Source organism: Marivita sp. S2033 (assembly GCF_046592965.1).
Classification (GTDB): Bacteria; Pseudomonadota; Alphaproteobacteria; order Rhodobacterales; family Rhodobacteraceae; genus Marivita.
The window spans coordinates 115042-141397 of sequence record NZ_JBISBV010000006.1; the positions used below are offsets into that span (position 1 = coordinate 115042).

Annotated in this window: 26 protein-coding genes and 1 tRNA gene; 6 read left to right on the plus strand and 21 right to left on the minus strand. The window is 62.1% G+C overall.

Annotation, left to right across the window (positions count from 1 at the left end; genetic code table 11):
• Window positions 1–7: 7 nt before the first annotated feature.
• Window positions 8–1420: a glutamate--tRNA ligase gene (gene gltX, locus ACGKZZ_RS11960; RefSeq protein ID WP_411223799.1), complete on the minus strand. Its 1413-nt coding sequence runs from the start codon at window positions 1418–1420 to the stop codon at window positions 8–10.
• A 77-nt stretch (window positions 1421–1497) separates the two neighbouring features.
• Here gltX and ACGKZZ_RS11965 point away from each other — a divergent pair, with 77 nt between their 5' ends.
• The gene (locus ACGKZZ_RS11965; protein ID WP_411223800.1) at window positions 1498–3528 is read left to right on the plus strand and encodes a ComEC/Rec2 family competence protein; all 2031 of its coding nucleotides are present in this window, start codon (window positions 1498–1500) and stop codon (window positions 3526–3528) included.
• Here ACGKZZ_RS11965 and lexA read toward each other — a convergent pair.
• The 7 genes from lexA to ACGKZZ_RS12000 all read right to left on the minus strand — a co-directional run bounded on the left by lexA (window position 3525) and on the right by ACGKZZ_RS12000 (window position 9129).
• On the minus strand, window positions 3525–4223 hold the full coding sequence (lexA, locus tag ACGKZZ_RS11970; protein WP_411223801.1) for a transcriptional repressor LexA: 699 nt from the start codon (window positions 4221–4223) through the stop codon (window positions 3525–3527). The genes ACGKZZ_RS11965 and lexA overlap by 4 nt on opposite strands.
• A 97-nt stretch (window positions 4224–4320) precedes the next feature.
• On the minus strand, window positions 4321–5490 hold the full coding sequence (glp, locus tag ACGKZZ_RS11975; protein ID WP_411223802.1) for a gephyrin-like molybdotransferase Glp: 1170 nt from the start codon (window positions 5488–5490) through the stop codon (window positions 4321–4323).
• Complete coding sequence (moaC, locus tag ACGKZZ_RS11980) at window positions 5487–5966, minus strand: cyclic pyranopterin monophosphate synthase MoaC (protein WP_411223803.1); 480 nt, start codon at window positions 5964–5966, stop codon at window positions 5487–5489. The genes glp and moaC overlap by 4 nt, the downstream gene beginning before the upstream one ends.
• On the minus strand, window positions 5963–6766 hold the full coding sequence (gene trpC, locus ACGKZZ_RS11985) for an indole-3-glycerol phosphate synthase TrpC (RefSeq protein ID WP_411223804.1): 804 nt from the start codon (window positions 6764–6766) through the stop codon (window positions 5963–5965). The genes moaC and trpC overlap by 4 nt, the downstream gene beginning before the upstream one ends.
• Complete coding sequence (locus ACGKZZ_RS11990; RefSeq protein ID WP_411223805.1) at window positions 6763–7416, minus strand: uracil-DNA glycosylase; 654 nt, start codon at window positions 7414–7416, stop codon at window positions 6763–6765. Before ACGKZZ_RS11990 ends, trpC begins: the two co-directional genes overlap by 4 nt.
• 118 nt (window positions 7417–7534) lie before the next feature.
• Complete coding sequence (gene trpD, locus ACGKZZ_RS11995) at window positions 7535–8551, minus strand: anthranilate phosphoribosyltransferase (RefSeq protein WP_411223806.1); 1017 nt, start codon at window positions 8549–8551, stop codon at window positions 7535–7537.
• The gene (locus ACGKZZ_RS12000; RefSeq protein WP_411223807.1) at window positions 8548–9129 is read right to left on the minus strand and encodes an anthranilate synthase component II; all 582 of its coding nucleotides are present in this window, start codon (window positions 9127–9129) and stop codon (window positions 8548–8550) included. The genes trpD and ACGKZZ_RS12000 overlap by 4 nt, the downstream gene beginning before the upstream one ends.
• Before the next feature lie 150 nt (window positions 9130–9279).
• Between ACGKZZ_RS12000 and ACGKZZ_RS12005 the strand changes: the two genes are divergently transcribed.
• The gene (locus ACGKZZ_RS12005; protein WP_411223808.1) at window positions 9280–11103 is read left to right on the plus strand and encodes a divergent polysaccharide deacetylase family protein; all 1824 of its coding nucleotides are present in this window, start codon (window positions 9280–9282) and stop codon (window positions 11101–11103) included.
• Here the strand turns inward: ACGKZZ_RS12005 and ACGKZZ_RS12010 are convergent.
• The 6 genes from ACGKZZ_RS12010 to ACGKZZ_RS12035 all read right to left on the minus strand — a co-directional run bounded on the left by ACGKZZ_RS12010 (window position 11100) and on the right by ACGKZZ_RS12035 (window position 16320).
• On the minus strand, window positions 11100–11744 hold the full coding sequence (locus ACGKZZ_RS12010; RefSeq protein WP_411223809.1) for a DUF1638 domain-containing protein: 645 nt from the start codon (window positions 11742–11744) through the stop codon (window positions 11100–11102). The genes ACGKZZ_RS12005 and ACGKZZ_RS12010 overlap by 4 nt on opposite strands.
• The gene (locus ACGKZZ_RS12015; RefSeq protein WP_411223810.1) at window positions 11728–11901 is read right to left on the minus strand and encodes a hypothetical protein; all 174 of its coding nucleotides are present in this window, start codon (window positions 11899–11901) and stop codon (window positions 11728–11730) included. Before ACGKZZ_RS12015 ends, ACGKZZ_RS12010 begins: the two co-directional genes overlap by 17 nt.
• 142 nt (window positions 11902–12043) lie before the next feature.
• A complete protein-coding gene (locus ACGKZZ_RS12020; RefSeq protein WP_411223811.1) occupies window positions 12044–13018 on the minus strand; it encodes a phosphatase PAP2 family protein in 975 nt (324 codons plus the stop codon).
• 115 nt (window positions 13019–13133) lie between these two features.
• Entirely contained in the window at window positions 13134–13838 is a 705-nt protein-coding gene (locus ACGKZZ_RS12025) for a corrinoid protein (RefSeq protein WP_411223812.1), read from the minus strand.
• A 159-nt stretch (window positions 13839–13997) separates the two neighbouring features.
• Window positions 13998–15014, minus strand: a complete 1017-nt coding sequence (gene bmt, locus ACGKZZ_RS12030) for a betaine--homocysteine S-methyltransferase (RefSeq protein WP_411223813.1) — start codon at window positions 15012–15014, stop codon at window positions 13998–14000.
• Between the two features lie 97 nt (window positions 15015–15111).
• Entirely contained in the window at window positions 15112–16320 is a 1209-nt protein-coding gene (locus ACGKZZ_RS12035) for an alpha/beta fold hydrolase (protein ID WP_411223814.1), read from the minus strand.
• A 110-nt stretch (window positions 16321–16430) separates the two neighbouring features.
• Between ACGKZZ_RS12035 and ACGKZZ_RS12040 the strand changes: the two genes are divergently transcribed.
• The gene (locus ACGKZZ_RS12040; protein ID WP_411223815.1) at window positions 16431–17300 is read left to right on the plus strand and encodes an endonuclease/exonuclease/phosphatase family protein; all 870 of its coding nucleotides are present in this window, start codon (window positions 16431–16433) and stop codon (window positions 17298–17300) included.
• A gap of 11 nt (window positions 17301–17311) precedes the next feature.
• Here ACGKZZ_RS12040 and ACGKZZ_RS12045 read toward each other — a convergent pair whose 3' ends face one another.
• From ACGKZZ_RS12045 to ACGKZZ_RS12065, 5 genes are all read right to left on the minus strand, one after another.
• On the minus strand, window positions 17312–18127 hold the full coding sequence (locus ACGKZZ_RS12045) for a lytic transglycosylase domain-containing protein (RefSeq protein WP_411223816.1): 816 nt from the start codon (window positions 18125–18127) through the stop codon (window positions 17312–17314).
• 99 nt (window positions 18128–18226) lie between these two features.
• Window positions 18227–19003, minus strand: a complete 777-nt coding sequence (locus ACGKZZ_RS12050; protein WP_411223817.1) for a hypothetical protein — start codon at window positions 19001–19003, stop codon at window positions 18227–18229.
• Window positions 19004–19197: 194 nt separating this feature from the next.
• Complete coding sequence (locus ACGKZZ_RS12055; RefSeq protein ID WP_411223818.1) at window positions 19198–19656, minus strand: hypothetical protein; 459 nt, start codon at window positions 19654–19656, stop codon at window positions 19198–19200.
• 172 nt (window positions 19657–19828) lie between these two features.
• Window positions 19829–21235, minus strand: coding sequence for a type I glutamate--ammonia ligase (gene glnA / locus ACGKZZ_RS12060; protein WP_411223819.1), 1407 nt, complete (start codon window positions 21233–21235; stop codon window positions 19829–19831).
• Window positions 21236–21295: 60 nt separating this feature from the next.
• Complete coding sequence (locus ACGKZZ_RS12065; RefSeq protein WP_411223820.1) at window positions 21296–21634, minus strand: P-II family nitrogen regulator; 339 nt, start codon at window positions 21632–21634, stop codon at window positions 21296–21298.
• Window positions 21635–21803: 169 nt separating this feature from the next.
• On the opposite strand from ACGKZZ_RS12065, the gene ACGKZZ_RS12070 reads away from it, so the two are divergent.
• From ACGKZZ_RS12070 to tig, 3 genes are all read left to right on the plus strand, one after another.
• Window positions 21804–23438 (plus strand): NAD(P)H-hydrate dehydratase, encoded by a 1635-nt coding sequence (locus ACGKZZ_RS12070; RefSeq protein ID WP_411223821.1) that lies wholly within the window; start codon window positions 21804–21806, stop codon window positions 23436–23438.
• 92 nt (window positions 23439–23530) lie between these two features.
• Window positions 23531–23614: transfer RNA gene (locus ACGKZZ_RS12075), tRNA-Leu, on the plus strand.
• A 216-nt stretch (window positions 23615–23830) separates the two neighbouring features.
• Window positions 23831–25162, plus strand: a complete 1332-nt coding sequence (tig, locus tag ACGKZZ_RS12080; RefSeq protein ID WP_411223822.1) for a trigger factor — start codon at window positions 23831–23833, stop codon at window positions 25160–25162.
• Window positions 25163–25214: 52 nt separating this feature from the next.
• On the opposite strand, the gene ACGKZZ_RS12085 is transcribed toward tig, so the two are convergent.
• Both ACGKZZ_RS12085 and ACGKZZ_RS12090 read right to left on the minus strand, forming a co-directional pair.
• A complete protein-coding gene (locus ACGKZZ_RS12085; RefSeq protein WP_411223823.1) occupies window positions 25215–25937 on the minus strand; it encodes a mandelate racemase/muconate lactonizing enzyme family protein in 723 nt (240 codons plus the stop codon).
• Between the two features lie 20 nt (window positions 25938–25957).
• Complete coding sequence (locus tag ACGKZZ_RS12090; RefSeq protein WP_411223824.1) at window positions 25958–26356, minus strand: hypothetical protein; 399 nt, start codon at window positions 26354–26356, stop codon at window positions 25958–25960.

A 26356-nucleotide genomic window follows, 5' to 3' on the forward strand; every position in this document is an offset into this window, starting at 1 on the left:
TGCGGTGTCAGTCGTCGTCCCTGGCCGCCGCTTCCGTCAGTCGCGCGATGGTTTCGTCGCGTCCCAGAATCAGCATCATATCGAAGACACTCGGCGTCACGGCCCGGCCCGCAAGAGCCGCCCGCATCGGGCCAGCCAGCTTGCCGAATTTTGTCCCGTGCTGATCTGCAAATCGGGATGTGACGGCTTCAAGCTCGTCGCGTGTCCAGCTAGCATTTTGCAACTGCGGCGTCAACGATCCCAGTATACCACGGGATACCGTGTCGAGCTGCTTGGCGGCCTTCTCATCCGGCAAAATTGGCCGTTCCGCCAAAATAAAATGCGCCTTTTCAATCAGTTCCGGAAAGGTGCGTGCCCGGTCCTTGAGGCAATACATCGCACGCTCGATCCCGTCGGCCTGCGCTTCCGTCAGGGCAGGCAGCCCGGCGGCGACAAGATATTCCTGCAACTCATGCCGCAAGGCAGCATCGTCGGACACGGCGATATGTTGACCACTCAGATTCTCCAGTTTCTTGAAATCGAACCGCGCGGGCGATTTTCCGATTCCCTTCAAGTCGAACCACTCTTGTGCCTGAGCATCGGTAAAGAATTCGTCATCGCCGTGGCTCCATCCCAGACGCGCAAGGTAATTTCGCATTCCCGCCGCCGAATAGCCCATCGCCTGATACTCTTCGACCCCCAACGCGCCGTGGCGTTTGGAGAGTTTCTTTCCGTCAGAGCCGTGGATCAGCGGAATATGCGCCCAGACCGGGATCTCCCAGCCCATCGCGCTGTAAATGCCCATCTGGCGCGCCGCGTTGTTGAGGTGATCGTCGCCGCGGATCACGTGGGTGACGCCCATATCATGGTCATCCACCACCACGGCCAGCATGTAGACCGGTGTGCCGTCGGAGCGCAAAAGCACCATGTCATCAAGCTGATCGTTGCGAATGGTGACGTCGCCCTGAACCTGATCGTGGATCACTGTCGCCCCGTCCTGCGCCGTCTTGAGACGAATGGCATAGGGCGCATCAGGGTGCGTGCCCGGATCAGCGTCGCGCCAGGGGCTTTGAAACAGGGTCGAGCGGCCTTCGGCGCGCGCGGCTTCGCGGAACGCCTCGATCTCATCCTGTGTCGAGAAACACTTATACGCAGCACCTTTGGCGAGCAATTCATGCGCCACCTCGGCGTGGCGCTCGACGCGCGACGCCTGGCTGACCACATCGCCGTCATGGTTCAGCCCGAGCCACGCCATCCCCTTGAGAATCGCCTCGGTTGCCTCAGGGGTCGAACGGGCGAGATCGGTGTCTTCGATGCGCAGCAGGAACTTGCCGCCGCGCCCACGTGCGTAAAGCCAGTTGAACAGCGCCGTGCGTGCGCCGCCGATATGCAAATAGCCGGTGGGCGAGGGGGCGAAACGGGTGACGATCTGGCGGGCCATGCGTGCGTTTACCTTTCATTCACGATAAGGGAGGTATTCTGCGGCCTCTGTAAACAGCACCTTGAACGGGGGCAAGCATGGCGCGGGTCTGGTCCGGGTTGGCCGATATCCTTCTCGCGCAACGCGGCGGGCTGTTTCCCTTTGTGCCGGTGTTTCTGGCGATCGGAATCGGACTTTATTTCTCGATCCGATTCGAGCCGCCAGTCTGGGCGCTGCTCCTCTGTGGCGCTACCGGGCTTGTGCTTTTGGTCTTCTATCTGCGCTCTCATGCGGTGTTCGCACCACTGCTCTGCGCGATGGCCCTGATTGCGCTCGGGGCCGCGCTGGCAGGAGCGCGCGCGCATGTCGTTGCCGGGCCGGTGCTCGACTGGCGCTATTACGGGCCGGTAACGGGCAGGGTGGTCGCGATCGACAGATCCGCATCCGACGCGCTTCGGATCACCCTCGACCGGGTCTGGCTGACCAATGTCGCGCCCCGCAAAACGCCAGTGCGGGTGCGGTTGTCTCTGCATGGCACAACCCCGGGCCTGATCCCCGAACCGGGCATGATCGTTATGACAACGGCGCATCTTGGCCCGCCCGGCGGTGCGGTTGAGCCCGGCGGGTTCGACTTCCGCCGCCATGCGTGGTTCCTGCGCCTTGGTGCTGTGGGCTACACACGCGTGCCCGTCGTTTTGTGGGAAGACGCCGCGAAGGGCCAATGGGTGTTCCGCATGCGCATGGCGCTTTCGGCGCGGGTGCAGGCGGCACTGCCCGGCGCGACCGGCGCGTTCGCTGCGGCCATCATCACCGGAGACCGCAGTTCCATTCCACAGGACGTGATGCAAGCCCTGCGCGACACCAATCTCGCGCATCTTCTGGCGATCTCCGGCCTGCACATGGGGCTGGTCAGCGCGTTTGTGTTCGCAACCTTGCGGTTGGGGTTGTTGTTGACTCCGATTGGCCAGCTTTGGCCGATCAAGAAAATCGCCGCTGCGGGCGCGTTGGCCGTAGCGGCCGTCTATCTCGCGCTGTCCGGCGGCAATGTCGCGACCGAGCGGGCCTTCGTCATGGTTGCGGTCATGTTGCTGGCGGTGATCAGCGACCGGCGCGCGATATCGTTGCGCGCGGTGGCACTGGCGGCGGTGATCGTGCTGTTGTTGCGCCCCGAAGCGTTGCTGGGACCGGGCTTCCAGATGTCGTTTGCCGCGACGACAGCACTTGTCGCGGTGTTCGGCGCGATCCGGGACGGGCCGGGCAACCTGCCGCGCCATCGTGTCCTCAACGGCGTCGTTTCGGTGGTGCTGTCGTCCGCCGTGGCAGGTGCGGCCACGGCACCGGTCGCGATGGCACATTTCAACCAGATCGCGCAATACGGGTTGCTCGCCAACCTCGCCACTGTCCCGCTGATGGGAATTTTGGTGATTCCGTCAGCAGTTCTGGGGCTTTTGCTGATGCCCATCGGCTTGGAGATGCTGGGCCTGAGAGTGATGGAACTGGGGCTTGACTGGATTCTGGCCGTCGCAGAACGCGTGGCGCTGTGGGAGGGCTCGGTGCGCCCGGTCATGACGCCACAGCCTGCGGTGCTGCCGCTGACCGCGCTCGGATTTTTGGTTTTGATCATCTGGCAGGGCCGATTGCGCTTGTTGGGCGTCGCACCACTTGCCCTGGCCACAGCGCTTTGGATCACAGCAGAGCGGCCCGATATCCTTGTCGCCGAAGGGGGAACTCTGGTCGGAGTCATGACCGAGAACGGACGTGCGTTATCCCGGCCCAAAGGGTCTGGTTTCGTTGCGAGCGTTTGGCTGGAAAATGACGGACACGGGCTGGATCAGGAGCAATCCGCCGCGTTTTGGGTGGAACACGGCGATCCTGCAATTCGACACATCCACGGCAAACGCGCCGCCGCCGCGTTCAAGGGATGCAAGGCGGGGGAGTTGATTGTCGCCAGCGCCGATCTTCGTAAGGGTGCCGATGTGTCAGGCTGCGAAGTGATCGACAGTAAGCGGTTCAAACCATTCGACGCTCTTGCCATCAGACGGCACAGCGACGGAACGCTGAGCATAGAAACGGCGCGCGACCGATCCGGCGCGCGCCTTTGGAACGACAGAACGCTGCGCGCCCCTTAATAGGTGCGGATCAGCCCCACCAAGCGTCCCTGGACCGTGACATTTCCAACTGGCAGGATGCGTGGTTCATAAGCCGGGTTCGCGGCTTCCAGAACAATACTGTCACCGGCCCGTTTGTACCGCTTCAGGGTGGCTTCGTAGCCATCAACCTGCGCCACGACGATATCGCCATTATCAGCCGACGATGTTTCGCGGATGACAACCACATCGCCATCATTGATCCCGGCGTCGATCATGGAATCGCCTTTGACCTCAAGAGCATAGTGCTTGCCATTGCCGCTGAGCATGGCGCCGGGAACAGCCACGGCGGGCGGCACGTCATTGATCGACTCAATCGGCACACCGGCGGCGATCCGCCCCATCAGGGCAAGATTGACAGACTGCACCGCCTCGACAGAAACCGCGTTGGACGGGGTCGGCCCGTCCGGCACATCGCCGTCGATGACACGTGGGCTAAAGCCCGCTTGCTTGTTGGCAAGAGAGTCGGGCAGTTTCACGATTTCGATGGCGCGCGCGCGATGCGCCAGTCGGCGAATGAACCCGCGTTCTTCCAGCGCGGTAATCAACCGGTGAATGCCCGACTTGGAGCGCAAATCCAGCGCTTCCTTCATTTCATCGAAGCTCGGCGGCACACCGTCGCGCAAAACGCGCCTGTTGATGAAATCCAGCAGGTCCAGTTGTTTTTTTGTCAGCATGTTCCGCCTCCGCTCGGGTGATCCTCACCCTTTGTTCTATGGATGTTCATGTTTTGTGTCAATCATCACCGGAACACTTGCGGAGAAAGGTAAATATTTAACGAATGACGATGTAATCGACCGTATCACCCACGTCCCGCGCCCCATCATCTGGCGGGCGTACGATCAGCGCATCGGCGTCGCTGAGGATGCCGAGCAGGGAGCTGTCCTGCGAGCCGAAGGCCAGCAGCGCGCCATCGGTCAGTCGCGCGCGCATGTAGTGTTCGCGTGACCCGTTGGCGGGCAGGGGCTTGGCCAGGGGCGCCGTCAGACGCGGTGCTGGCCGTGCGCTCAAGCCCAGCATTGCGCGGATCACCGGCGCCAGAAACACATGACCGCACACCATCGCCGACACCGGATTGCCAGGCAGGCCGATCATCATCGCCGTGCCGAAACGCCCGGCCATCAAAGGCTTTCCGGGCCGCATCGCGACCTTGTAGAACGACTGCTCGAATCCGAGTTGCGGGGCCAGATTGGCCACGACGTCATGGTCGCCAACCGACGCACCGCCGATGGTCACGATCAGGTCGGCCCCCCGGGCAAGATCGAACGCCGTATTCAGCGATGCTTCATTGTCGCGCGCAATCGGCAGCAAGCGCGGCTCTGCGCAGAGATCGCGCATCAGCGCATGCAGCCCGAGGGTGTTTGACGCGATGATCTGGTCGGGGCCGGGAGACTCGCCGGGCATGACCAACTCGTCGCCCGTCGAGATGAGCGCAACCACGGGGCGGCGCGTCACCGGCACTAGCGCAATGTTCATCGCCGCCATCAGCGCAATGTCATTCGGGCCGATCAATCGCCCGGCCGACACTGTATCGCCAACGCGGAAATCGCCGCCTGCGGGCCGGATATGGGAACTGGCATCCAGCGTCTCGCGCAGGGTGATCCAGTCGCCGTCGCGCTCGACATCTTCCTGTATAACAACGCGCTGCGCACCTGCGGGCACAGGCGCGCCGGTGAAAATGCGCACCGCGTCGCCATCGCCCACGCTGCCATCAAACCGATGCCCCGCGGCGGCCTCTCCGATCACGCGCAGGCGCAAACCGGGGCTGGCCTGCGTGACCGCATAGCCATCCATCGCCGAGCCATCAAAGGGCGGCTGATCGCGGGTTGCCGCGACATCCGAGGCCAAAACCCGCCCGTGCGCCTGCAGCAGCGGCACCGTTTCCGGCTCCAACGCGGTGGTGAGCGCAAACAACTGGTCGAGCGCCTCGGAGACGGAAATCATGCCGCCTCGAACCGTCCGGACTTGCCGCCGTCCTTGAGCATCACGCGAATGCCGGTGATCTCCATGCCTTTATCGACGGCTTTCGCCATGTCGAAAACCGTCAGCGCGGCGGTCGATACTGCGGTGAGCGCCTCCATCTCGACCCCGGTCTGACCCGTGGTCTTGACCGTCGCCTCGATCCGAAGGCCGGGCAAATCGGGCGCCGGTGTCAGTTCGACCGACACCTTCGTCACCGGGAGCGGATGGCACAGCGGGATCAGATCGGGGGTTTTCTTCGCCCCCATGATCCCCGCGAGTCGCGCCACGCCAATCACATCTCCCTTTTTCGCTCGGCCCTCGGTGATGATGTCGAACGTCTCTTGCGCCATCCGGACATAGCCCTCGGCCACCGCGATGCGGGCGGTGACGGCCTTGTCGGACACGTCCACCATATGGGCGTCGCCCTTGGCATCGAAATGGGTCAGCCCGCCGCTCATGCCGCCACCGGATCTACCAGAAGCGCGCGTGTCGCGCGGGCGACGTCGGACTGGCGCATCAGGCTTTCGCCGATCAGGAAGCTGCGCGCGCCGCAGGACGCCATGTCGGCAAGATCGGCGGGAGTGAACAATCCGGATTCCGAGATCAGCATCCGGTCGTTCGGGACATGCGCCGAAAGTTCGCGCGTCGTCTCAAGAGAGGTCTCGAACGTATTGAGATTGCGGTTGTTTATGCCGATCAACGGCGATGTCAGAGCAAGCGCGCGATCGAGTTCGGCGCGGTCATGCACTTCGATCAGCGCGTCCATTCCCCATGCGAAAGCCGCCGCCTCCAGATCCTTGGCTTGCGCGTCGCTGACGCTCGCCAGGATGATGAGGATACAATCGGCGCCCAGGCTGCGCGCTTCGGCGACCTGATAGGTGTCGTACATGAAATCCTTGCGCAACACCGGCAGGCCGGTCGCACGGCGCGCGGCGACAAGATAGTCCTTCGCGCCTTGGAAACTGGGCGTGTCGGTGAGCACCGACAAACAGGTCGCGCCGCCGTCTTCATAGGCCTTGGCCAGCGCTCCGGGATCGAAATCCGCCCGGATCAATCCCTTGGACGGCGAGGCTTTCTTGATCTCCGCGATCAGGCCGTAGCCGCTTGTCTGCGCATGGCGCAAGGCGGTCGCAAACCCTCGCACCTCCGGGGCGGCGCTTGCCGCGGCCTCGACCTCGGCCAAGGGGACGCGCGCCTTATCGGCGGCGATCTCCTCGAGCTTGTAGGCTTTGATCTTGTCAAGAATGGTGGCACTCATGGGCTTGTCCAGTTGATCGGGGGCTGTCCTTGATCTCTAAGCCAAGCGTTTACCCTGGAAAAGGGGCGCGAGCCGAAAAATCCGCGCCGTGCCGACAAGGGCGAGGGATGGGCGCTTTGCAAAACGAGATGGGCATCGGCGCAAAGGCGATCTGCATGCCTCTGCGCATCCTTGCCCCATAGAATAAAAGCGCGCGGCCGGTCCGAGAGCGCATCAAACACCTCTGGCACCAATTCTTGCCAGCCAAGCTTGCGATGCCCGCGTGCGTCATGCGCCGGAACGGTCAGCACGTCGTTCAGCAACAGCACGCCCTGATCGGCCCAGAACCGCAGATCGCCATTCGGTGGAGCAGCCCCGATATCGGCCTGCAACTCCTTGAAGACATTTCCCAAGGAGCGCGGCAACGGGCGCACATCAGGTGCGACCGAAAATGCCAGCCCATGCGCATGGCCGGGCGTCGGATAGGGATCCTGCCCCAGAATGACGACACGCACATCGTCCGGCGGACAGGACTCGAGCGCCGCAAAGACCTGTGGACGAGGCGGCAAGATGGTCCGAGCCTCGCATTCCAGCGCGGCGTTGATCGCAGGCAGGCGATCGCGAAAAAACGGCAAATGCGCCCACGCGGCGGGCGGCGTCAATTCCGGCATCACGCGGCCCGTCTTCTCTGGTTCGAAAATACCTCGGGGGTGAGGCCGCAGGCCGAGGGGGCAGAGCCCCCACCACACCACGCCTGCATTGCGCGCGCGGCCTCTTTCGCGGCCGCGATCACGCCGCTTGCGTGGCCTTGGCGAGCGCCGTGATCCGCGCTTTGGCCGCGCCGCTGTCAATGCTTTCGGCCGCCATCTCGGCTCCGGTTGTCAGATCGCTCACCTTGTCCGCCACGATCAGCGCCGCTGCCGCGTTCAGCAGCACGGCGTCGCGATATGCGCCTTTGGCTCCGTCCAGCAGGGCTCGAAAGGCCTTGGCGTTGTCGGCCGGCGTGCCGCCCATGATGTCGCGGAACGGATGCACCGGAAGGCCGGCATCCTCGGGGTGCACTTCGCGGCCACGCACCTTGCCGTCTTCCAGAACCGCGACCTGCGTCGGATCGGAGATCGAGATCTCGTCCGTTCCGTCGCCGCCATGCACCAGCCACGCCTTGACAGACCCGAGTTCCCGCAGCGTCTCGGCCATCGGAAAGATCAGGTCGATCGCAAACGCGCCGGACAATTGGCGTTTGACACCTGCCGGATTGGTGAGCGGTCCCAGAATGTTGAAGATGGTCTTGCACCCCAATTCCTGCCGCACCGGCATGACGTGCTTCATTGCAGGGTGATGCATCGGCGCCATCATAAAGCCGATTCCGGCCTCGGCGAGGGCGCGCTCCACCACCTCGGGGCCGACCATGACGTTAACCCCCATCTCTGTCAGCGCATCCGCCGCGCCCGATTTCGAGCTGAGGTTGCGATTGCCATGCTTGGCGACAGGCACCCCAGCACCCGCCACCACGAACGCGGTCGCGGTCGAGATGTTGAGCGTGCCTTTGCCGTCGCCGCCAGTGCCGACGATGTCCATCGCACCCTCCGGCGCGGTAACGGGTGTACATCTGGCGCGCATCACGGCGGCGGCAGCGGCATATTCGGATACGGATTCGCCGCGCGCGCGCAGCGCCATCAGCAGGCCGCCGATCTGGGCCTGTGTCGCCTCTCCGTCGAACAGAAGTTCGAAGGCTTGTTCGGCCTGCGACCGGCTCAGCGGTCCTTCGGAGGCGGCATAGATCAGGGGCTTCATCGCGTCGCTCATGCGGGGACCTTCAATTCGTTCACAAAATTCTGCAACAGGGCATGGCCATGCTCGGAGGCGATGGATTCGGGATGGAACTGGATGCCATGCAGCGGCAGGTCGCGGTGACTCAGCCCCATGACCGTACCGTCTTCCAGCCAGGCGGTCACTTCCAGACAGTCGGGGATGCTGTCCCGTGCCACCACCAGCGAATGATATCGCGTTGCCTTGAACGGCGTCGGCAGGCCTGCAAACACGCCTTTGCCGTCGTGATGCATCATTCCCATCTTGCCATGTACAATCTCGCTATGGCGCACGACCCGCCCGCCATAGGCCTGACCCAGTGTCTGATGGCCCAGACACACACCCAGCAGCGGAATGCCCGCATCACCTGCGGCTCGTGTCAGCGCAAGGCAAATGCCTGCCTTGTCGGGATCGCACGGGCCGGGGGAAAGAAGGATGCCGGCGGGATTGAGTGCAAGCGCGTCATCGACCGTTATCGCGTCGTTGCGCACAACTTTGACGTCCGTGTCCAGTTCACCCAGATAATGCACAAGATTATAGGTGAAACTGTCGTAGTTATCGATGAGCAGCAACATGGGCGTTTCTTCTTTGACAGGGCTGGCGGGGCAGGGCGCAATCGCGGTATACATGCGCAGGCAGACCAAGGCGCGTCAAGGGCGCGGGTGGGTCAACCGGCACGTCCGAGATGCCGGAACGCTTGAGACGGCAAGGCGAGGACAGTGAGCATGGCAAGAGGATTTTTGTCAGGGGCCATCTGGGGCACCGTGGTATCCGTGGTCGGTTTGACCACCGCGTCGATCTTGTCACCAAGGAGTGACGTGCCGCCGCAACCGGTAGCCGATCCGGTGGCCGAAGCGCCCGCTGTCGAAACCGCGCCGGCCGAGGTCGAAATTGTCATCGTGCCCGCCGAGGGCTCCGAAACGACAGCGCCCGAACCCGAGGTGGAACCGACGGACAGGACGCAAACCGCGGACGCGCCAGAGACCGTCGCAGAGATTGAGACCCCGGAGGAGGGCTTGCAAAGCGAGACCACCGCAGAAAGCCCGCCGAGCGAGGTGTCGGAGGAGAACCCGGAAGGCGAGATGACCGCGCAGAGCCCGCAAAGCGAGCCTGACATTCCCGACGAGCGCCCGCAGCCCACCGCATCGGAGCCGCAGCCGATCGTGGAATCGTCGCAACCGAGCCGCCGACCCGCCGATGTCACGACAGTCGCACCGGACACCGACTCGCCCGCGCTGAACACTCCTTCGCAGGGCGACGACGCCGCGCCGCAAGACGTTGCCACCGCGCCGACACCTGCGCCTGAAGTTACGAGTGAAGCAGGTAGCCTCCAATCTCCTGAAATGGTGGCGGTGTCTGACGCTCCGGCGCAGCCCAGCACCGAAGGCTCGCCAGACATCGCGCAAGGCCCGGCACTCGCGTCACCCGATACCGAGGTTGGGCTGGCGATTTCCACAGAACCCGCGCAGCCCCCGGCTCCTGCAGTTCCCACGCTAGAGCGCCCGCTCGAACCTGAACCCGTGACGGAAGCCGCGCCGGATCCCGAGCCGGAAACCGCGCCCGAGCCGGACATGGAAACCGCATCGCAACAGCCAGATGCTGCGCCGAACCAAGTCGGCGACGAGCCGGATAGCGCGGGCGACGACGAAATCGCTCAGGATCGTCCCAAAGTGCGGCGCTTGGTGCCCGACATCACGACACCCGATCCGGAAGGTGATGAAACCGACACCGCAGCCTTGGCGCGCCCCTCGATTGGCAAACCGGCGGGGGCGTTCGCCGGGCGAGACAGTGGTGCGTCGACCCGACTTCCCACCATCGGCACCGATCCAGAGACCGATGTGACAGAAGTGCAGCCTTCGGACGAGGATGCGCGTCCACCACTTGAGCGTTTCGCAGCTCCGGTCGGCACTGACTCCGACCTGCCGCGGATGGCGATCGTGTTGATTGACGATGGCACAGGCCCGTTAGGGCCGGATACGCTCGACAATTTCCCGTTTCCGGTCACTTTCGCGCTCGATCCGGGGCAGCCGGGTGCCGCCGAGCGTATGGCGGGCTACCGGGCGTTGGGTTACGAGGTCGCCACCCTCGTCGATCTTCCCTTGGCGGCGCAGCCCACTGACGTGGAGCAAATTCTTGCCGGATCCATCGCCGCTGTGCCCGAATCAGTGGCGCTGATCGAAGCACCCGACAGCAGTCTTCAGGACGTGCGCGGGAACACCGAACAAGCCACCAGCTTTGCTGCGGAAAGCGGGCATGGCCTGGTGTTCATGCCCAACGGGCTGAACACCGCTCAGGCAATTGCGCGGCGCGAAAACGTGCCTGCGGTCAGCGTGTTGCGGGATTTCGATGGCGACGGTCAGGACGCGCGCACAAAGCGCCGTTTTCTGGACGGCGCGGCGTTTCGCGCCCGTCAGGATGGCGCTGCGGTGATGCTGGGCCGCTATACGCCCGACACCGTATCGGCGTTGCTGCTCTGGAGTTTGCAGGACCGGGCGTCGAGCGTCACGATGGTGCCCGTCTCGGCCATTCTCACGGCGTCGGCAGACTAAGGGGCCGTGGTCCAATCCTGCATCTGGCGATCAAGATCACCATACCCGGTGAAGCGCCGCTCGAAGGCCAGCCCAAGCCGTTGCGCGCACTCCATCGCGGTTTCGGTCAAGTCCGGATCGTCGGTCTGCGCCTGATAGACCAGCTTGTCGTAATGGGCGAAATACATGTCGCGCAATTCGGGATGGCGGTCCAATCCCAGTGGTTTCCAGACAAACGCCTCGAACTGGCGGACCAGAAAATCAGTCAGATAGAAGGCAGTGAATTCGTCCCGCGCGGCGAAGGCGTCGTTGCCCTCGAAAAAGCTGTAACAGTGAGGACCGGCGATCATCTCGATGCCCATCGCATCGCACGCAGCTTGCAAACCCCCGCCTGTGCCGCAATCGCCGTACGCCACGTGAATGGTCCGATACGCCGCACGATTGGCCTCAACGACCCGTCGCACCGCATCGACAATTTTTTCAGGGTGATTGTGCAAGATGGCAGGCAGGCAGGTCAGATCGATATGCTGCCAGCCATTGGCCTCGCGCAGTGCCAGGATTTCCCGCGCCAGCGCGCCGCACGCGATGATCAGAACGCGCCCGTTCTTGCGCGCATCCATCCCGTCTTGAGTTAACGTAGAGTCGTCAGGCAGGCTCGTCATCGCCCGGCACATGGCTCAAACCCCAGCGCGCCACCAGCCCGAGGCCGATCAGCCAGGGAAGCACCTGAAACACCCCGAACTCGACCATCGCCCAGACGGTCAGCCCGGACGTCGCGATCACGGCAAAGATCAACGAGACAAAGGTGGTCACTGGCATGAATATCTCCTCTACTCACAAAGAAGATAAGATCAATCGGCGATCATTAAAACCCCTAGCCAGACCGAGTGGTCGGAAATCCGCCGTCGGTCGTGGCAGCGGAAGTCCATCGAAATCATCTGCGCAGTAGAAAATCCGCACGTCAGGCAGTGTGCAGATTGGCATCCGCAGCATGGTCCGCAGTTTCGGTCCGCGTCGCTCGACGCGCGAACAGGCCATCATAGATTGACCGCCGCGCGTTCACCCAAGCCACCAGGAACGCCAGCGACGCTCCGGCGACAAGATCAATGAAGTAATGTCCGCCAAAGACCGGCGATGACGCGATCATTGCCGCCGAATAGAGCAGAACCGGCCAGAACAACCATGTTCTGAAGACGCCGATGCAAAGCATGATCCCCGACGCCGTATGGTAGGACGGGAATGTGACCAGCCCGGGCAAGCCGACGGGATTGATCACGATCTCGCTCGCTCCGCGCAGGGTTTCGAAGTGGGAAAGGTGATAGATTCCGGGCGGTGTCGGGAAATTCGGATAGTCAGACAGGTTAACGATATAGCGGTCTACGGCGGCCAAGGCCGGGAAACATGCGCCAACGATCATCGTGATCAGCGCGGTGTAAAAGAAGATTTCCATGTAATAGCGCAAGCGCCGCTCGTCCCGAAAGAACGCGAGCGCTGCGAAAACGGCCAGACCTGCAAGCGCCAGATCGTTATAGGCCCATTCCAGGATCCAAATAGCTGTCGGGCTGGAATGAACGGCTTCGAAATAGGCCAGCCAGTTCAACCCGAGGGCTGCGTCCCAGCCTGCCAGCAGGTCATCCTGAAACGGAAATGGGATCATCATGCTGAGATTGTTGAGGGTCGCCATTGTGATGGCGAACATCGTCAGAAAGAACAGGCCTTCGAACAGGTTGCGCGTGCTGCGCAACAGATAACCGGGATCGTCTCGGAACCTGTGTGCCGCAAACCAGAGCAGGGCGAACCCGACCAATTGCAGTGCAATTTCGGGCATGTCGGACAAGTCCACAGTCGCGCGCGTGGTCGCGAACAGCGCAATATTCACAAAACTGACCGCAAGAATGCCGAAGACCAGCGGTTTGCTCGTGATGGAAAAGGGCATGTGGTCGTTTCCTTGTGTCAGCTCCGCGAGGAAATTCACACGCGAATCTGACGAAACTCGGTCTGGAAACGAGGCAACTTTGCGGCCCCGTTCCTCCAGCCCGTTGCCCTTTTGGTCAGTTCGCCGCCAGTTGGTTGTGCTTGCGCGACACAAAGGTCTTTGCGGTTTCCACAGCGACGGCGGCATCGCGGCAATAGGCGTCGGCACCGATGGCCTTGCCGAATTCCTCGTTGAGAGGCGCGCCGCCGACAAGCACGATATAGTCGTCGCGCATGCCTTTTTCGATCATCGTGTCGATGACGACCTTCATGTAGGGCATCGTCGTGGTCAGCAGGGCAGACATCCCCAGAATATCCGCCTCTTCTGCCTGAATGGCGTCAAGATAGCTTTCAACCGGGTTGTTGATCCCCAGATCGACAACTTCGAACCCGGCCCCTTCCATCATCATGGACACAAGGTTCTTGCCGATGTCATGGATATCGCCCTTGACGGTGCCGATCACCATCTTGCCGACCTTGGGTGCGCCGGTTTCGGCCAGAAGCGGCTTCAGGATATGCATCCCGCCCTTCATCGCGTTGGCAGCCAGAAGCACCTCCGGCACGAACAGGATGCCGTCGCGGAAATCATGCCCGACGATGGTCATCCCGCCCACAAGTGCCTTGGTCAGGATGTCGTAGGGTTGCCACTTGCGTTCAAGAAGGATGTTGACCGCTTCTTCGATCTCTTCCTTGAGACCATCGTAGAGATCGTCGAACATCTGCTCGACAAGTTCCTCATCGTTCAGTTCGGACAGGATGATGTCGTCGTCTTCGTCAGCCATGATTGTCTCTCCAGCCGTCGGCGAACCCCGCCAGACATGATTTACCTAACTATTCGTGGTTTTCGGATGTGATCACTTGGTGAAATCCGACATCACCGGATGCGCGACCGACCTCGCCGGGACGCGCGCGCGATGATGTGAGCAAAAACTCGGGCGTTGTCAGCCGCGCCTGCGGCCGCGTCGTTCACGCTTTGGCGCCTCCGATTGATCTCCGGTGCCATCTGACTCCGAACTGAACGGTCCGATCTCCTGAACGATCTCGTCCAGGGACGGGGCGGCGGATTTGGGCGTGCTCTCCAATGCCTCACGCATGGCGCGCAGGTGATCGGGCATGGTGCCGCAGCATCCGCCAATGATCGTCGCTCCGGCGTTGCGTGCCAGAATTGCATAGCGCGCCATCAATTCGGGCGTTCCGTCGTAATGAATGTGGCCGTCGATATACTTGGGGATGCCTGCATTGCCCTTGGCGATGATCGCGCGGTTTGTGCCCGAGGCGGAAAAGCCCAGCACCGTGCGCAAGAGGTCCGACGCGCCGGTGCCGCAATTTGCGCCAAACGCGAGCGGCGGGTTGGGCAGGCTGTCGACCAGCTCTGCCATGCCAGACGAGGTGACGCCCATCATCGTGCGCCCCGCCGTGTCAAAACTCATCGTGCCGCACCACGGCATGTTCGCCAGTCCGAACGCTTCTGCCGCCGCGCGGAATTCTTCCGGGGCGCTGATCGTCTCGACCCAGAGAACATCCGCGCCGCCGGCTTTCAGCCCTTCGGCCTGTTCGTGAAAGATCTCGACCGCGCTGGCGTGCGAGCGGGTGCCCACCGGCTCCATGATATCGCCTGTCGGCCCGACCGATCCGGCAACCACAACCGGGCGCCCTGCGGCATCGGAAACCTCGCGGGCGATTTCTGCCCCGATGCGGGACAGTTCGAACGCGCGTTTTTCCGCCTTGTGCAGCGCCAGACGCGAGGCGTTGGAGCCAAACGTGTTGGTCAGGAACAGATCGCTGCCCGCGTCCACCGCGCCGGAATAGAGCTTGCGGATATTGTCGGTGTGCGTCTCGTTCCAGAACTCGGGCGGATCGCCGCTTTCCAACCCCATGTTGAACAGGTTGGTGCCGGTCGCGCCATCGGCCAGAAGCCAGTCGCGTTCGGCCAGCAGCGTTTCGAGGGAAGTGCTCATGTCATATGTATCCGCGCAGAGTTTGCGCCTGCCTGACACAGTGCGCGTGGTGACGCAAATTCATAATGCTCAACACCATTATGAACGTGGCGCGATGCTAGACCAGTTCGGTCACCACATGCGAGGTGGCCTCCAGCGTCCGGTGGACCGGACAGCGATCCGCGATTTCAAGCAGCCGGGCGCGCTGGTCATCGTCCAGATCGCCGGTCAGGGTGATCCGCCGGTGAAACTGGTCGATCTTGGTCTTCTCGGAACTGTCGGCGTCTTGCGCATGGACCTTGTCGTGGGTCACATCGACCGACACATGCTCAAGCGGCCATTCCTTGCGGCGCGCGTACATGCGGATCGTCATCGACGTGCAGGCGCCCAATCCGACGGCAAGAAATCCATAGGGCGATGGGCCGCGATTTGTTCCGCCATAAGCCTCCGGTTCGTCGGCCAGCATGTGATGCGGTCCGGCCTGAACGTCTTGCAGAAAGCCGGCGGAATCGGCCTCTGAGACGCGCACGATACCTTCGGGGGCACCCTTCGGCGGTGCGGGCGGCTCGACATCGAGATAGCGACCGCTCCACGCCGCGATCACCGCAGCAGCGTATTCGGCGTCGTCGGGCCGGCTGATCAGGTGGTCCGCATCGTCCAGCGTGACAAAGCTCTTGGGGTGCTTTGCCGCGACGAAGATGTTGGTGGCGTTCTGGATGCCGACCACGGCGTCGCGCGGTGCGTGCATCACCAAAAGCGCGGCATCAAGATTTCGAATTGCCGGCGCCAGCGCCTGCGCCTTGACGTCCTGCACAAACGCCTTGCCAATCGTGAACGGGCGTCCGCCCAGATCGACCTCTGCCTGTCCGTCTGTCTCGATGTCGTCAAGCGCGTCCGCGAAATTGCGCGTGACATGCTCGGGGTCGAAGGGCGCGGCGATGGTCACGACCGCCTTGATCCCGTCGATGCCCGCCTTTGCGCGCAACACGGCAGCGCCACCAAGCGAATGGCCGATCAGCATGGATGGCGGCATATCGCGTTCGCGCAGGTAGTTCGCCGCCGCATAGAGGTCTTCGATGTTCGAGCTGAAAGTGGTGTCTGTGAAGTCACCCTCCGAATGGCCCAACCCGGTAAAATCGAACCGCAATACCGCGATCCCCATCGATGCCAGCCGTGCGGCGATCCGCCGTGCGGCGTGATTGTCCTTGGAACAGGTAAAGCAATGCGCAAAAAGGGCGGTGGCCTGATGCGGCCCGTCGGGCAGGTCGAGCCGCGCCGACAGGGTGTCGCCGGAATGGCCGGAGAAGGTGATGCGTTCGGTTGGCATGGTTTTTGGTCCTCTGGGCCGGAATTCGGTGTCATTCTGGGCGGATCGCTGAGTGTGAGAGTGTCGTCTGTGCAGGCGAGACGCAAGCGAAGTATCGGGAGCATCACGGGATGAAGAGAGTGAAGCGGCTGTTGGTGTGGGGTGTCACACTGGCGCTGGCACTGGCGTTTTTCGCCAGCTTTGCTGGCAGCGCCCATCCCGTCGGGGACAGTCTGGCGGCCTTCCGCCTGCCGCTCGCGATAGCCTTCGCGCTTTGGACGATCTGGTCGCCCTGGCCCTATTGGATACGGTGGTCGGTGGCGGTGCTTTGCCTGGCTGCGATGGGGCATATCGTGGCGCAGAAATACGTCTCGCACCCGCCGGGGCCGGTGACGATATACCAAAAGAACCTGCTTTATCAGAACGATCAGACCGACGCATTGGCGGCCGATATCCGCGATGCCGGTCCCGATCTCGTCGCATTGCAGGAACTCACGTCCCGCAACGCGGCGTTGGTGAAAGATCTGCGCGCGGACTATCCGCATCAGGCAAGTTGCGCGCTGACCGACTGGGCGCGTGTGGCGATCCTGTCGCGCTGGCCGGTCGAGGGAGAGCTTTGCGTTGAAGGGCAGGGGCTTGTGGGCATTCAGGTCGTATCGCCCGAGGGTACGTTCTGGGCCTTCAGCCTGCATGGGTTCTGGCCCTGGCCGCATGGGCAGGCGGGCCAGTTGCAGCGCATCCTGCCGCTGCTGGGCGGGTTGGAGGATCCGGTGGTGATCGCGGGCGATTTCAACATGGTGCCATGGTCGCACGCCTTGCGGCACACCGGGCAGGTGACCGGCACGACCCGCGCCGGACCGCTGTTTCCGACGTTCAGAAAGATGGGCGTTCCGTTGCCGATAGATCATGTCTATGCGCCCGGGGGCGGCCGTGCGACGCCCCGGGGCCTGCTTGGTTCGGATCACGCAGGCGTTTTGGCCGAAATCGTGGTGTTCGAGTAAACGCCGGTGCGTCAGCCGCCCGCGCGTTCGGCGGAATAGACGATGGCGCGCAGATAGTTTCCGCTGTCATTCCACACCGACAGCACGTTGAAGTTCTGCGTGCCTTCGCCGAACGGTTGACCGGCCTGCCAGCCATTGCGCCGCAGCATGTTGGCCGCCGTCGCAAGCGCATCAACCGCATTGTAAGGGTCGGCGCGCCCGTCGCCATTGCCATCGACGCGGTATTTCATCCAGTTGCCGGCAAGAAACTGCATATGGCCCAATTCGCCTGACGGTCCGCCCTGTGTGCCGGGCGACAATGTTCCGTCATCGACCATTTGCAGCGCCGCAATCGCATGTGGCTCGAACCGCGGGTGACGGCGGCAATAGGAGGACAGCGTCACCGCGCCGTCCACAATGTCGGTGCCCCCGAGATAGCCGCCCCAGCTGGTTTCCAGCCCCCAAATGGTTGCAAGGATCGACCCGGGCACGCCGAAGTTGCGCTCGATCGAGGCGAACGTGTTGGGGTTCTTGGCGATCTTGGAGCGGGTCTGGTTGATGAAGCTGTCGGCTGTGCTGCCAGAGCGTTTGGCCAGAAAACGCGCCGGATCACCTTGCAGCGTCCCGCTCTGGCTGCTGGGGTTGGATTCAAAGCGCCACGTGATGCCAGACAGGTTCGCCGCCTGCAACGCCGCCAGTCCGCGCTGGCCGACACCGGCAGCGGCCGCTTGATTGGCGAGGTTCTGCTTGTAGGCGTTGAAGTCGCTTTGGCTGGTGATGCACTGAGCCGCAGAAACGGGCAGGGCGGCGCAGGCCGTCATCAGGGCGGCAGCAATCAATCGACGCATTTGGAAAGTCTCCACAGGAAATGAGTTGCATTAAGTTAGCAAACGCCCGGACAGGAGCAAGCGTTCCTTCGCTTGCTCCGTCTTGCTGTGGAACCGGGCCTAGACGAGGTACAGGTAGGACAGCGCCGGAGCCATGCCGCTATGGGCCAGCGAGGCGAACAGACCGGCGACACCCAGCGCCATCGCACCCGAGCGTACATCCTCGCCGCGCACGAGGTTGTGGGCGATCAGCGGGATCGCCAAGGGCAGCATGAAGATGGCGGTCGTCAACGACAGCGCCCATGCGGCCAGCCGCAATGGCACAGAGGTTGCGCGGCGCGGATCCGTCTCGGTCCGGTCTGTTGTGGCGGCGTCGAATTCCTTGAACCGTGCGCGCAACCCGCGCATCACCCAGGTTTCCAGCTTTGCAGATGTCGGAAAGGGTGTTTGCCGCCGTGTCGACGGGCGCTGGACAGAGACCTTGCGCGGATAGACCGTGCGGCGGTTCGAGATTGAGCGACCATCCGTGCCCGGTTTACCAAGAAAGGCAGCAGCCGAAATCGGCGTGGACGCGCCGTTCCAGTACACCGTATGGACATCGAAGCTGCGGCACAATTCGGCTCCGATATTTGCAAGCTGTGCTGCACTATCGGCGCTGTTCGCGCTGCGTATCGCCACGAGGATGATGCTTGAGTCGTTGGCATCGTCGAGCGCGACGGTCAATTGATCGGACTCGTCCAGCGACCAGTCGATATAGTCGCGTGTGATCGGCAATCGCTGATAGCGAATTCCCAGAGAGGCCAGCGCGTCGGACACGCGGACCACCAGCGCCGCGCACACTTTATCTTTGGCCAGATCGGTGACCAAGCTGATTACAGTTACATCTGCCGCACACATACCAAACCTCCTTTTCGTTCAAGCAAAGGACTTGTCTGTTCATGATTCCGCCGGAATGTGGTCGAAATTTGGAGGAATGTTGTTCACTTGCAAACAATCAGGGTCTGGAGCGGGATTGTTTCGAGTGAGGTCGAATTATGCAGGCGTTCGTGAGCCTGATTGCCTCGCAATCCCGCACGTTCATTACGCGCCGCTTAAGGTCTCGGCTCCGTACCGTTGCGCGCTTCGGCCTCATTCATCTGCTCGAGCATGAGATCTCCGGTGGGAAGATCGCGCAAACTGTCTTCTGCCTCGACGCTCGTATCCACGCCGGTGGCCAATTTCACGGCCAGACCGGACTCCCCAAAACTAGAATTTTCGGTGGGTTGCGCGATGGCGGCTGTGCGGGCAGGCTGCGAATCCACTTGCGCCTTGATGTCGCTCATCGGTTCGCGCTCGATGAACAGGATCACCATCGTGACCACCGCGATTGTCGGCAACAGCAACACCCCGGCGACTCCGGCCAGAACCTTGAAAAGAAGCGACCTACCCTGAAAGGGGCCAGTGGACATCCTGCCAGCGCTGGGATCATTGCCGGAAGGCGCGGCGATCGCATCCTGTCTGGCTTGCTTGGCCTCGAGTCGCGCCAGTCGCTCCTTGAAATCCTGAGTCATGACGACGGCCTTTCCGTGTCGCGTTGTTGCTCGTCCGTCTTTGGATCTGCGCCGCTGCTATGGCGCGGTAACGACGACATCATGGCCAATTCGCGGCATCGGGGATGACGTGGCCGGGCACAAAAAAAGGGGCGCACCTGAATGCGCCCCCGTGTCAATCTGAAAGCTCCGGTCAGCAGCTGTAATACATACCGAATTCGACAGGGTGGGGCGTTTGGTCGTAAAGTTCGGCCTCACCCAGCTTCAGGCTCACATATCCGTCGATCTGATCCTTGGTGAAGACATCGCCGGCCAGAAGGAAATCGTGATCCGCCTTCAGGGCTTCGATGGCTTCGCGCAGCGATCCGCATACTGTCGGGATACCTTCCAGCTCTTCGGCGGGCAGGTCATAGAGGTTCTTGTCCATCGCCTCGCCCGGATTGATCTTGTTCTTGATCCCGTCAAGTCCCGCCATGAGAAGCGCGGCAAAGCACAGATACGGGTTTGCGGCCGGGTCGGGGAAACGGGCCTCGACACGCTTGGCCTTGGGGCTTTCGGTCCACGGGATACGCACACAGCCCGACCGGTTGCGCGCGGAATAGGCGCGCAGCACCGGCGCCTCAAAGCCGGGAACCAGACGCTTGTAGCTGTTGGTTGTCGGGTTGGTGAAGGCGTTCAGGGTCTTGGCATGCTTGAGGATGCCGCCGATGAAATACAGTGCCTCTTGGCTCAGGTCCGCGTATTTGTCGCCTGCGAACAAGGGCTTGCCATCCTTCCAGATCGACATGTTCACATGCATGCCCGAGCCGTTGTCACCAAAGATCGGCTTGGGCATGAAGGTGGCGGACTTGCCGTAGGCCTGCGCGACGTTGTGGATGATGTACTTGAATTTCTGCAATTCGTCGGCCTGTTCGGTCAAGCTGCCGAAAATCAGCCCCAGCTCGTGCTGGCATGACCCGACTTCGTGATGGTGCTTGTCGACCTTCATGCCCAGACGCTTCATCGTCGATAGCATCTCGGAGCGGATGTCCTGCCCGTCATCAATCGGATTGACCGGGAAATACCCGCCCTTGAGGCCCGGACGATGACCGGTATTGCCCATCTCGTATTCGGTGTCGGTGTTCCAGGAGGCATCAAGTGCGTCGACCTCGTAGGAGACCTTGTTGATGGTGTTGGAATAGCGCACGTCATCGAACAGGAAGAACTCGGCTTCCGGGCCGAAATAGGCCGCGTCGCCGATGCCGCTCGACTTGAGATACGCCTCGGCCTTCTGCGCGGTGCCGCGCGGGTCGCGCTCGTACGGTTCGCCGGTGTCCGGCTCGACGATGGAGCAATGCACACAAAGCGTCCGCTCGGCATAGAACGGATCAATATAGGCGCTTTCGGTGTCGGGCATCAGCTTCATGTCCGAGGCCTCGATGGATTTCCATCCGGCGATGGAGGAGCCATCGAACATGAACCCTTCTTCGAGGAAATCCTCGTCGACAAGATCGACATCGATCGTGACGTGCTGAAGCGTGCCGCGCGTGTCGGTAAACCGGATGTCCACATAGGCGACATCCTCATCTTTGATCTGCTTGAGAAGCGCATCAATGCTCATTCTCGTTCCCTTTCGCTGATATGGGATTGGGGGGTGTGTTTAACGTGACGGGGTAACGGATCAGATCGCGTCGGACCCGGTTTCACCGGTCCGGATGCGCACTGCCTGTTCGACCGGAGAGACGAAGATCTTGCCATCGCCGATCTTGTCGGTGCGTGCCGCCTCGACGATCGCTTCGATTGCACCATCCACCTGATCATCCTCAAGAACCACCTCGATTTTGACCTTTGGCAGGAAGTCGACGACATACTCGGCACCGCGGTAGAGTTCGGTATGGCCCTTCTGACGCCCGAACCCCTTGACCTCGATGACGCTGAGGCCCTGAATGCCGGCATCCTGCAACGCCTCTTTCACCTCATCGAGTTTGAATGGCTTGATGATCGCTTCGACTTTTTTCATGGTGGCATCCTCGTTCCGGTGTTGAAATCGAGAGACCATTTCTCTTTCTGGGTCACAATCGGTGATGTCGGACACGGCACGGGTAAAAGGGGCGCGACAGGAAAAACGCTTAAAAATTGTGCAAAGCGCTTGCCAAAGAGGCAGGATTAGAACGCTCGGAAGGACAATCGTGACCGAATTGCTGAGCTCGGCGCAAATGCGCGCCATCGAACTGGCCGAAATCGAGTCGGGTGCCGTGACCGGCCTGCAATTGATGGAGCGTGCCGGACGAGGCGCGGTTCAGGCGGCGCTGCGCAAATGGCCGGACCTCGCCAAAGGTGCGCATCGCGCGCTGATCCTCTGCGGACCCGGCAATAACGGCGGCGACGGGTTCGTGATCGCCCGGCGTTTGCGGGATCTCGGCTGGGAGGTCGACGTCTTCCTTTTTGGCGACGCGACCAGCTTGCCTCCGGATGCGAAGGTGAACCATGACCTCTGGCTGAACATGGGCACCGTCTCGCCCTTTGATCCAAGTGCGATCCAGCGGTGCGACCAGCCCGCGCTGTTTGTCGATGCGGTGTTCGGGACGGGGCTGACCCGGCCAATTCCCAAGGAACTGGCTGCGGTGCTCGATACCGGAATGATGACCAATCCGGCGCACGGCCCGGCTGTCCGACGACTGGCGATTGATTGTCCCTCGGGACTGAACCTCGATACCGGCATGGTGCCGGGGGATGATCAGGCAAATCTGGTCAACTCGGCGCATCTCACCATTTCCTTCCACAGTCTGAAGGTGGGCCACAAGCTGGGGCTTGGTCCGTCGCTTTGCGGCGATGTCGAGGTTGTCGATATCGGCCTGCGCGGCGCTGATGCGAAGGAGCGCGCGATGGTGGGAACCGCGCCTGACGCGGAACGCGCGCGCCTTGTGATCCCTGACTTCATGCAGCGACCCTTGCCGTTGCGCGTCTGGCCCGGCGCGATTGTGGCCAAGCTTCAGGGCAGCGGCCATAAATACGATTACGGGCATGTCATTGTCATGTCGGGCGGCGTCGGAAAGGGCGGCGCCGCGCGCATGGCGGCGCGAACGGCATTGCGTGCCGGAGCAGGGCTTGTGACCATCCTGTGCCCGCCGGCAGCACTTCAGGAAAATGCCACCCACTTGGATGCGGTGATGCTGAGCGCCTGCGCCGATCCGAGCACCTTTCGCGGAATTGCGGATGACCGCGTGACGGCGCTCTGCCTCGGGCCGGGCATGGGCGTGGGGGCGAGGACACGCGATTTCGTGCTTGCGGCTCTGGCCCATCGCGGCGGCGACCGCGCCTCTCGGCCCACGGCCGTCATCCTCGATGCGGATGCGCTGACGTCCTTTGCCGATGATCCGTCCGCTCTTTTTGCCCACACGCACGAACGAACGATCCTGACCCCGCATGAGGGTGAATTCGCGCGGCTGTTTCCGAACATGTCCCAGTCCGCGCGCGGCGAGACGTCGAAGATCGACGCGGCGCGACAGGCGGCCAACATGGCTGGATGCGTGGTGCTGCTCAAGGGCGAAGACACCGTGATCGCCGAACCCGGTGGCGGTGCCAGCGTGCACAGCGCAACCGGCGCGCGGGCTGTGCCGTGGCTGGCCACCGCCGGGGCCGGGGACGTTCTGGCGGGGCTGATTGCGGGGCTCGCCGCTCCATCGACGTCTGCGGGCCTGTTTCAGGTCGCCGAAGCCGCGGTGTGGCTCCACTGCGAAGCGGCCCGCGTATTCGGGCCGGGATTGATCGCCGAGGATCTGCCGGACACATTGCCGCGCGTGTTCTCCCGTCTGACCGGGTAAGAAACTTCGGACGAAGTTTCTTTGGCTTCAGAATTTTCGTACGAAAATTCTTCTCGCATCGGCGTCACAGCTTTGCTAGTGAGCAGCGCAATGCGGGTGTGGCGGAATTGGTAGACGCACCAGATTTAGGTTCTGGCGCCTATGGCGTGGGGGTTCGAGTCCCTTCACCCGCACCAATTTCATTACAGCTTCACGCGCTTACGGCCGTCCGCTCGGCGGCAGCAGGCTGTACCTTCCGGCTGGCATCGCGCCGGAACGCGAATTCGGGTTGGTGGAATGCTCGCTCCACCCCTGTCGAATCTGCCTTGCACACAGGGTTTTCGATGCATAGAAGGGCGCGAATTGTAAGGTACGGGGTGCAGGCGCGCCCCGTTAAGCTTTAGGGGAATGACATGCAGGTCACCGAAACGCTCAATGACGGTCTCAAGCGCGGCTATTCGATCACCGTCTCGGCGGACGAACTGGACGCGAAGGTCAATGAAAAGCTGAAAGAGGCGCAGCCCGAAGTCGAAATGAAGGGCTTCCGCAAGGGCAAGGTTCCGATGCCGCTGCTGAAAAAGCAGTTCGGCCCGCGTCTTCTGGGCGAAGCGATGCAGGAAACCATCGACGGCGCGATGAACAAGCATTTTGAGGAAAGCGGCGACCGCCCGGCGCTTCAGCCCGAAGTCAAGATGACCAACGACGATTGGAAAGAGGGCGACGACATTCAGGTCGACATGGCTTACGAAAAACTGCCCGAGATGCCCGAGGTCGATCTGTCGACCATATCGCTTGAGCGTCTGGTTGTGAAAGCCGGTGATGCCGAGGTTGACGAAGCCTTGGCGAATCTTGCCGAAAGCGCGCAGAATTTTGATGATCGCAAGAAAGGCTCCAAAGCCAAGGACGGCGATCAGGTGGTGATCGATTTCCTCGGCAAGGTCGATGGCGAGCCGTTCGAGGGCGGTGCCGCCGAAGATTATCCGCTGGTTCTGGGGTCAGGGTCGTTCATCCCCGGCTTTGAGGAGCAACTGGTCGGTGTGAAGGCTGGCGACGAAAAGAACGTCGAGGTCAAATTCCCCGAGGAATATGGTGCCGAGAACCTGGCCGGCAAAGACGCGGTCTTTGAATGCAAGATCAAGAACGTCAAGGAGCCGGTTGCCGCCGAGATCAACGACGAGCTTGCCACCAAGTTCGGTGCCGAAGATCTTGCCGCGCTGAAAGGCCAGATCGCAGAGCGTCTGGAGGCCGAATATGTCGGTGCCGCGCGCGCGGTGATGAAGCGTGACCTGCTGGACCAGCTCGACGAAAAAACCGACGTGGAACTGCCGCCGTCGCTGGTGGAAGCCGAAGCCAAGCAGATCGCGCATCAGCTTTGGCACGAGGAAAACCCGGATGTCGAAGGCCACGATCACCCCGAGGTCGAGCCGACGGACGAGCACAACAAGCTCGCTGTGCGCCGCGTGAAGCTGGGTCTGTTGCTGGCCGAACTGGGCCAGAAGGCCAAGATCGAGGTAACTGACGCCGAGATGACGCAGGCGATCATGAACCAGGCGCGCCAGTATCCCGGACAGGAACGTGCGTTCTTCGATTTCGTGCGCCAGAACCAGCAGATGCAGCAGCAGCTGCGCGCGCCGATCTTTGAAGACAAGGTTGTTGATCACGTTGCCGAGCAAGCCAAGGTGACCGAAAAGGAAGTCTCCAAAGACGATCTTCAAAAGGCCGTCGAGGCGCTTGACGAAGAGTGATCTGACTTCATCGCATTCAGGAAATGGCCGTCCCAAGGGGCGGCCTTTTTCGTTAGGCGGTCAGTGTGCGCTCGAACGTGACGTAGCGGCGAAGCGGGTCGGGAAACGCGGTGATGCCCAGACCGGGGCGCTCTGGCAAGGTGAGGGTGCCTTTCGTGGTGCCCGCTTGCCAGATCTCGAAGCCGTCGCGCAGGGGGTTGGGATTGACGTCGACTTCGAGCATCCCGTCGCCCCCCGTTGCCGCCAGCAGATGGGCAGAGGCCAGCAAACCGATGCCACCGCCGAGAAAATGCGGGCAATAGCGCAGACCGGCCGTGCGGATCGCCTGCGCTACCGGCCAACAACCGCTGAACCCGCCCCATTTGGCGAGATCGGGCTGGATGACGTCAAACACACCCGACGCGATGGCCTCGCTAAAGCCGCCTGTGCCGGTGATATTCTCGCCCGCGGCGATCGCAACGGTGCTTGCGTTTGCCAATGCAAGCCAATCGCTCTGCGGCGCGTCGGCGGGCAGGGGCTCTTCCAGCCAACCAAGAGGCAAACCGCGTATTGCGGCAAGGAAGTCTTGTGCGCCCTTCAATGTCCACGCTTGATTTGCGTCGGCGCAGATCACCTCGTTGGGCATGAGCGTGTCGAACAGGTCGTGCAGAATGCCGGTGTCGCGCGCCGCATCAAAGCCGACCTTCACCTTGAACGCGGCAAAGCCCTGCGTCCGGCTGTCCGCGATGCTTTCGAAGGCATGCGCGATGGCAATGCCGCTGGCGTAGCAGCGCACCGTCAAATCCGCGTGAGGGTTCAGAACCGCGCGACAGATGCGCCGGCGCGACGGGCGAGCAGGTCGGTATATGCCGTATCCAGACCAGCGATCACCTGCCGGAACGGCCCCCATTCACCCGATTGCAAGGCGCGGATATGGGTCTTGGCCGTCAGCGTTTCAAACAGCGCCCTGCGCCCTTCGAAAGACTGCCCGATCAGCAGTTCCGCGAAATCCTCGACCACCAGCCTGGCGCGGTGTTCGGCACCGGCGGCAGGCCAGTTGGCGAAAATCTCGCCCCAGCCAAACGTACCGTCCTGATCCTCCAGCCGTACGAACACCGCGGGGCGGCTAGTCATCACGCCAAAGGAGGTGGCAACCGGACGCTCGATAGGGACGCGGCAGGCCAGAACGGTAACATGCGTCAAACGTACGGGCAT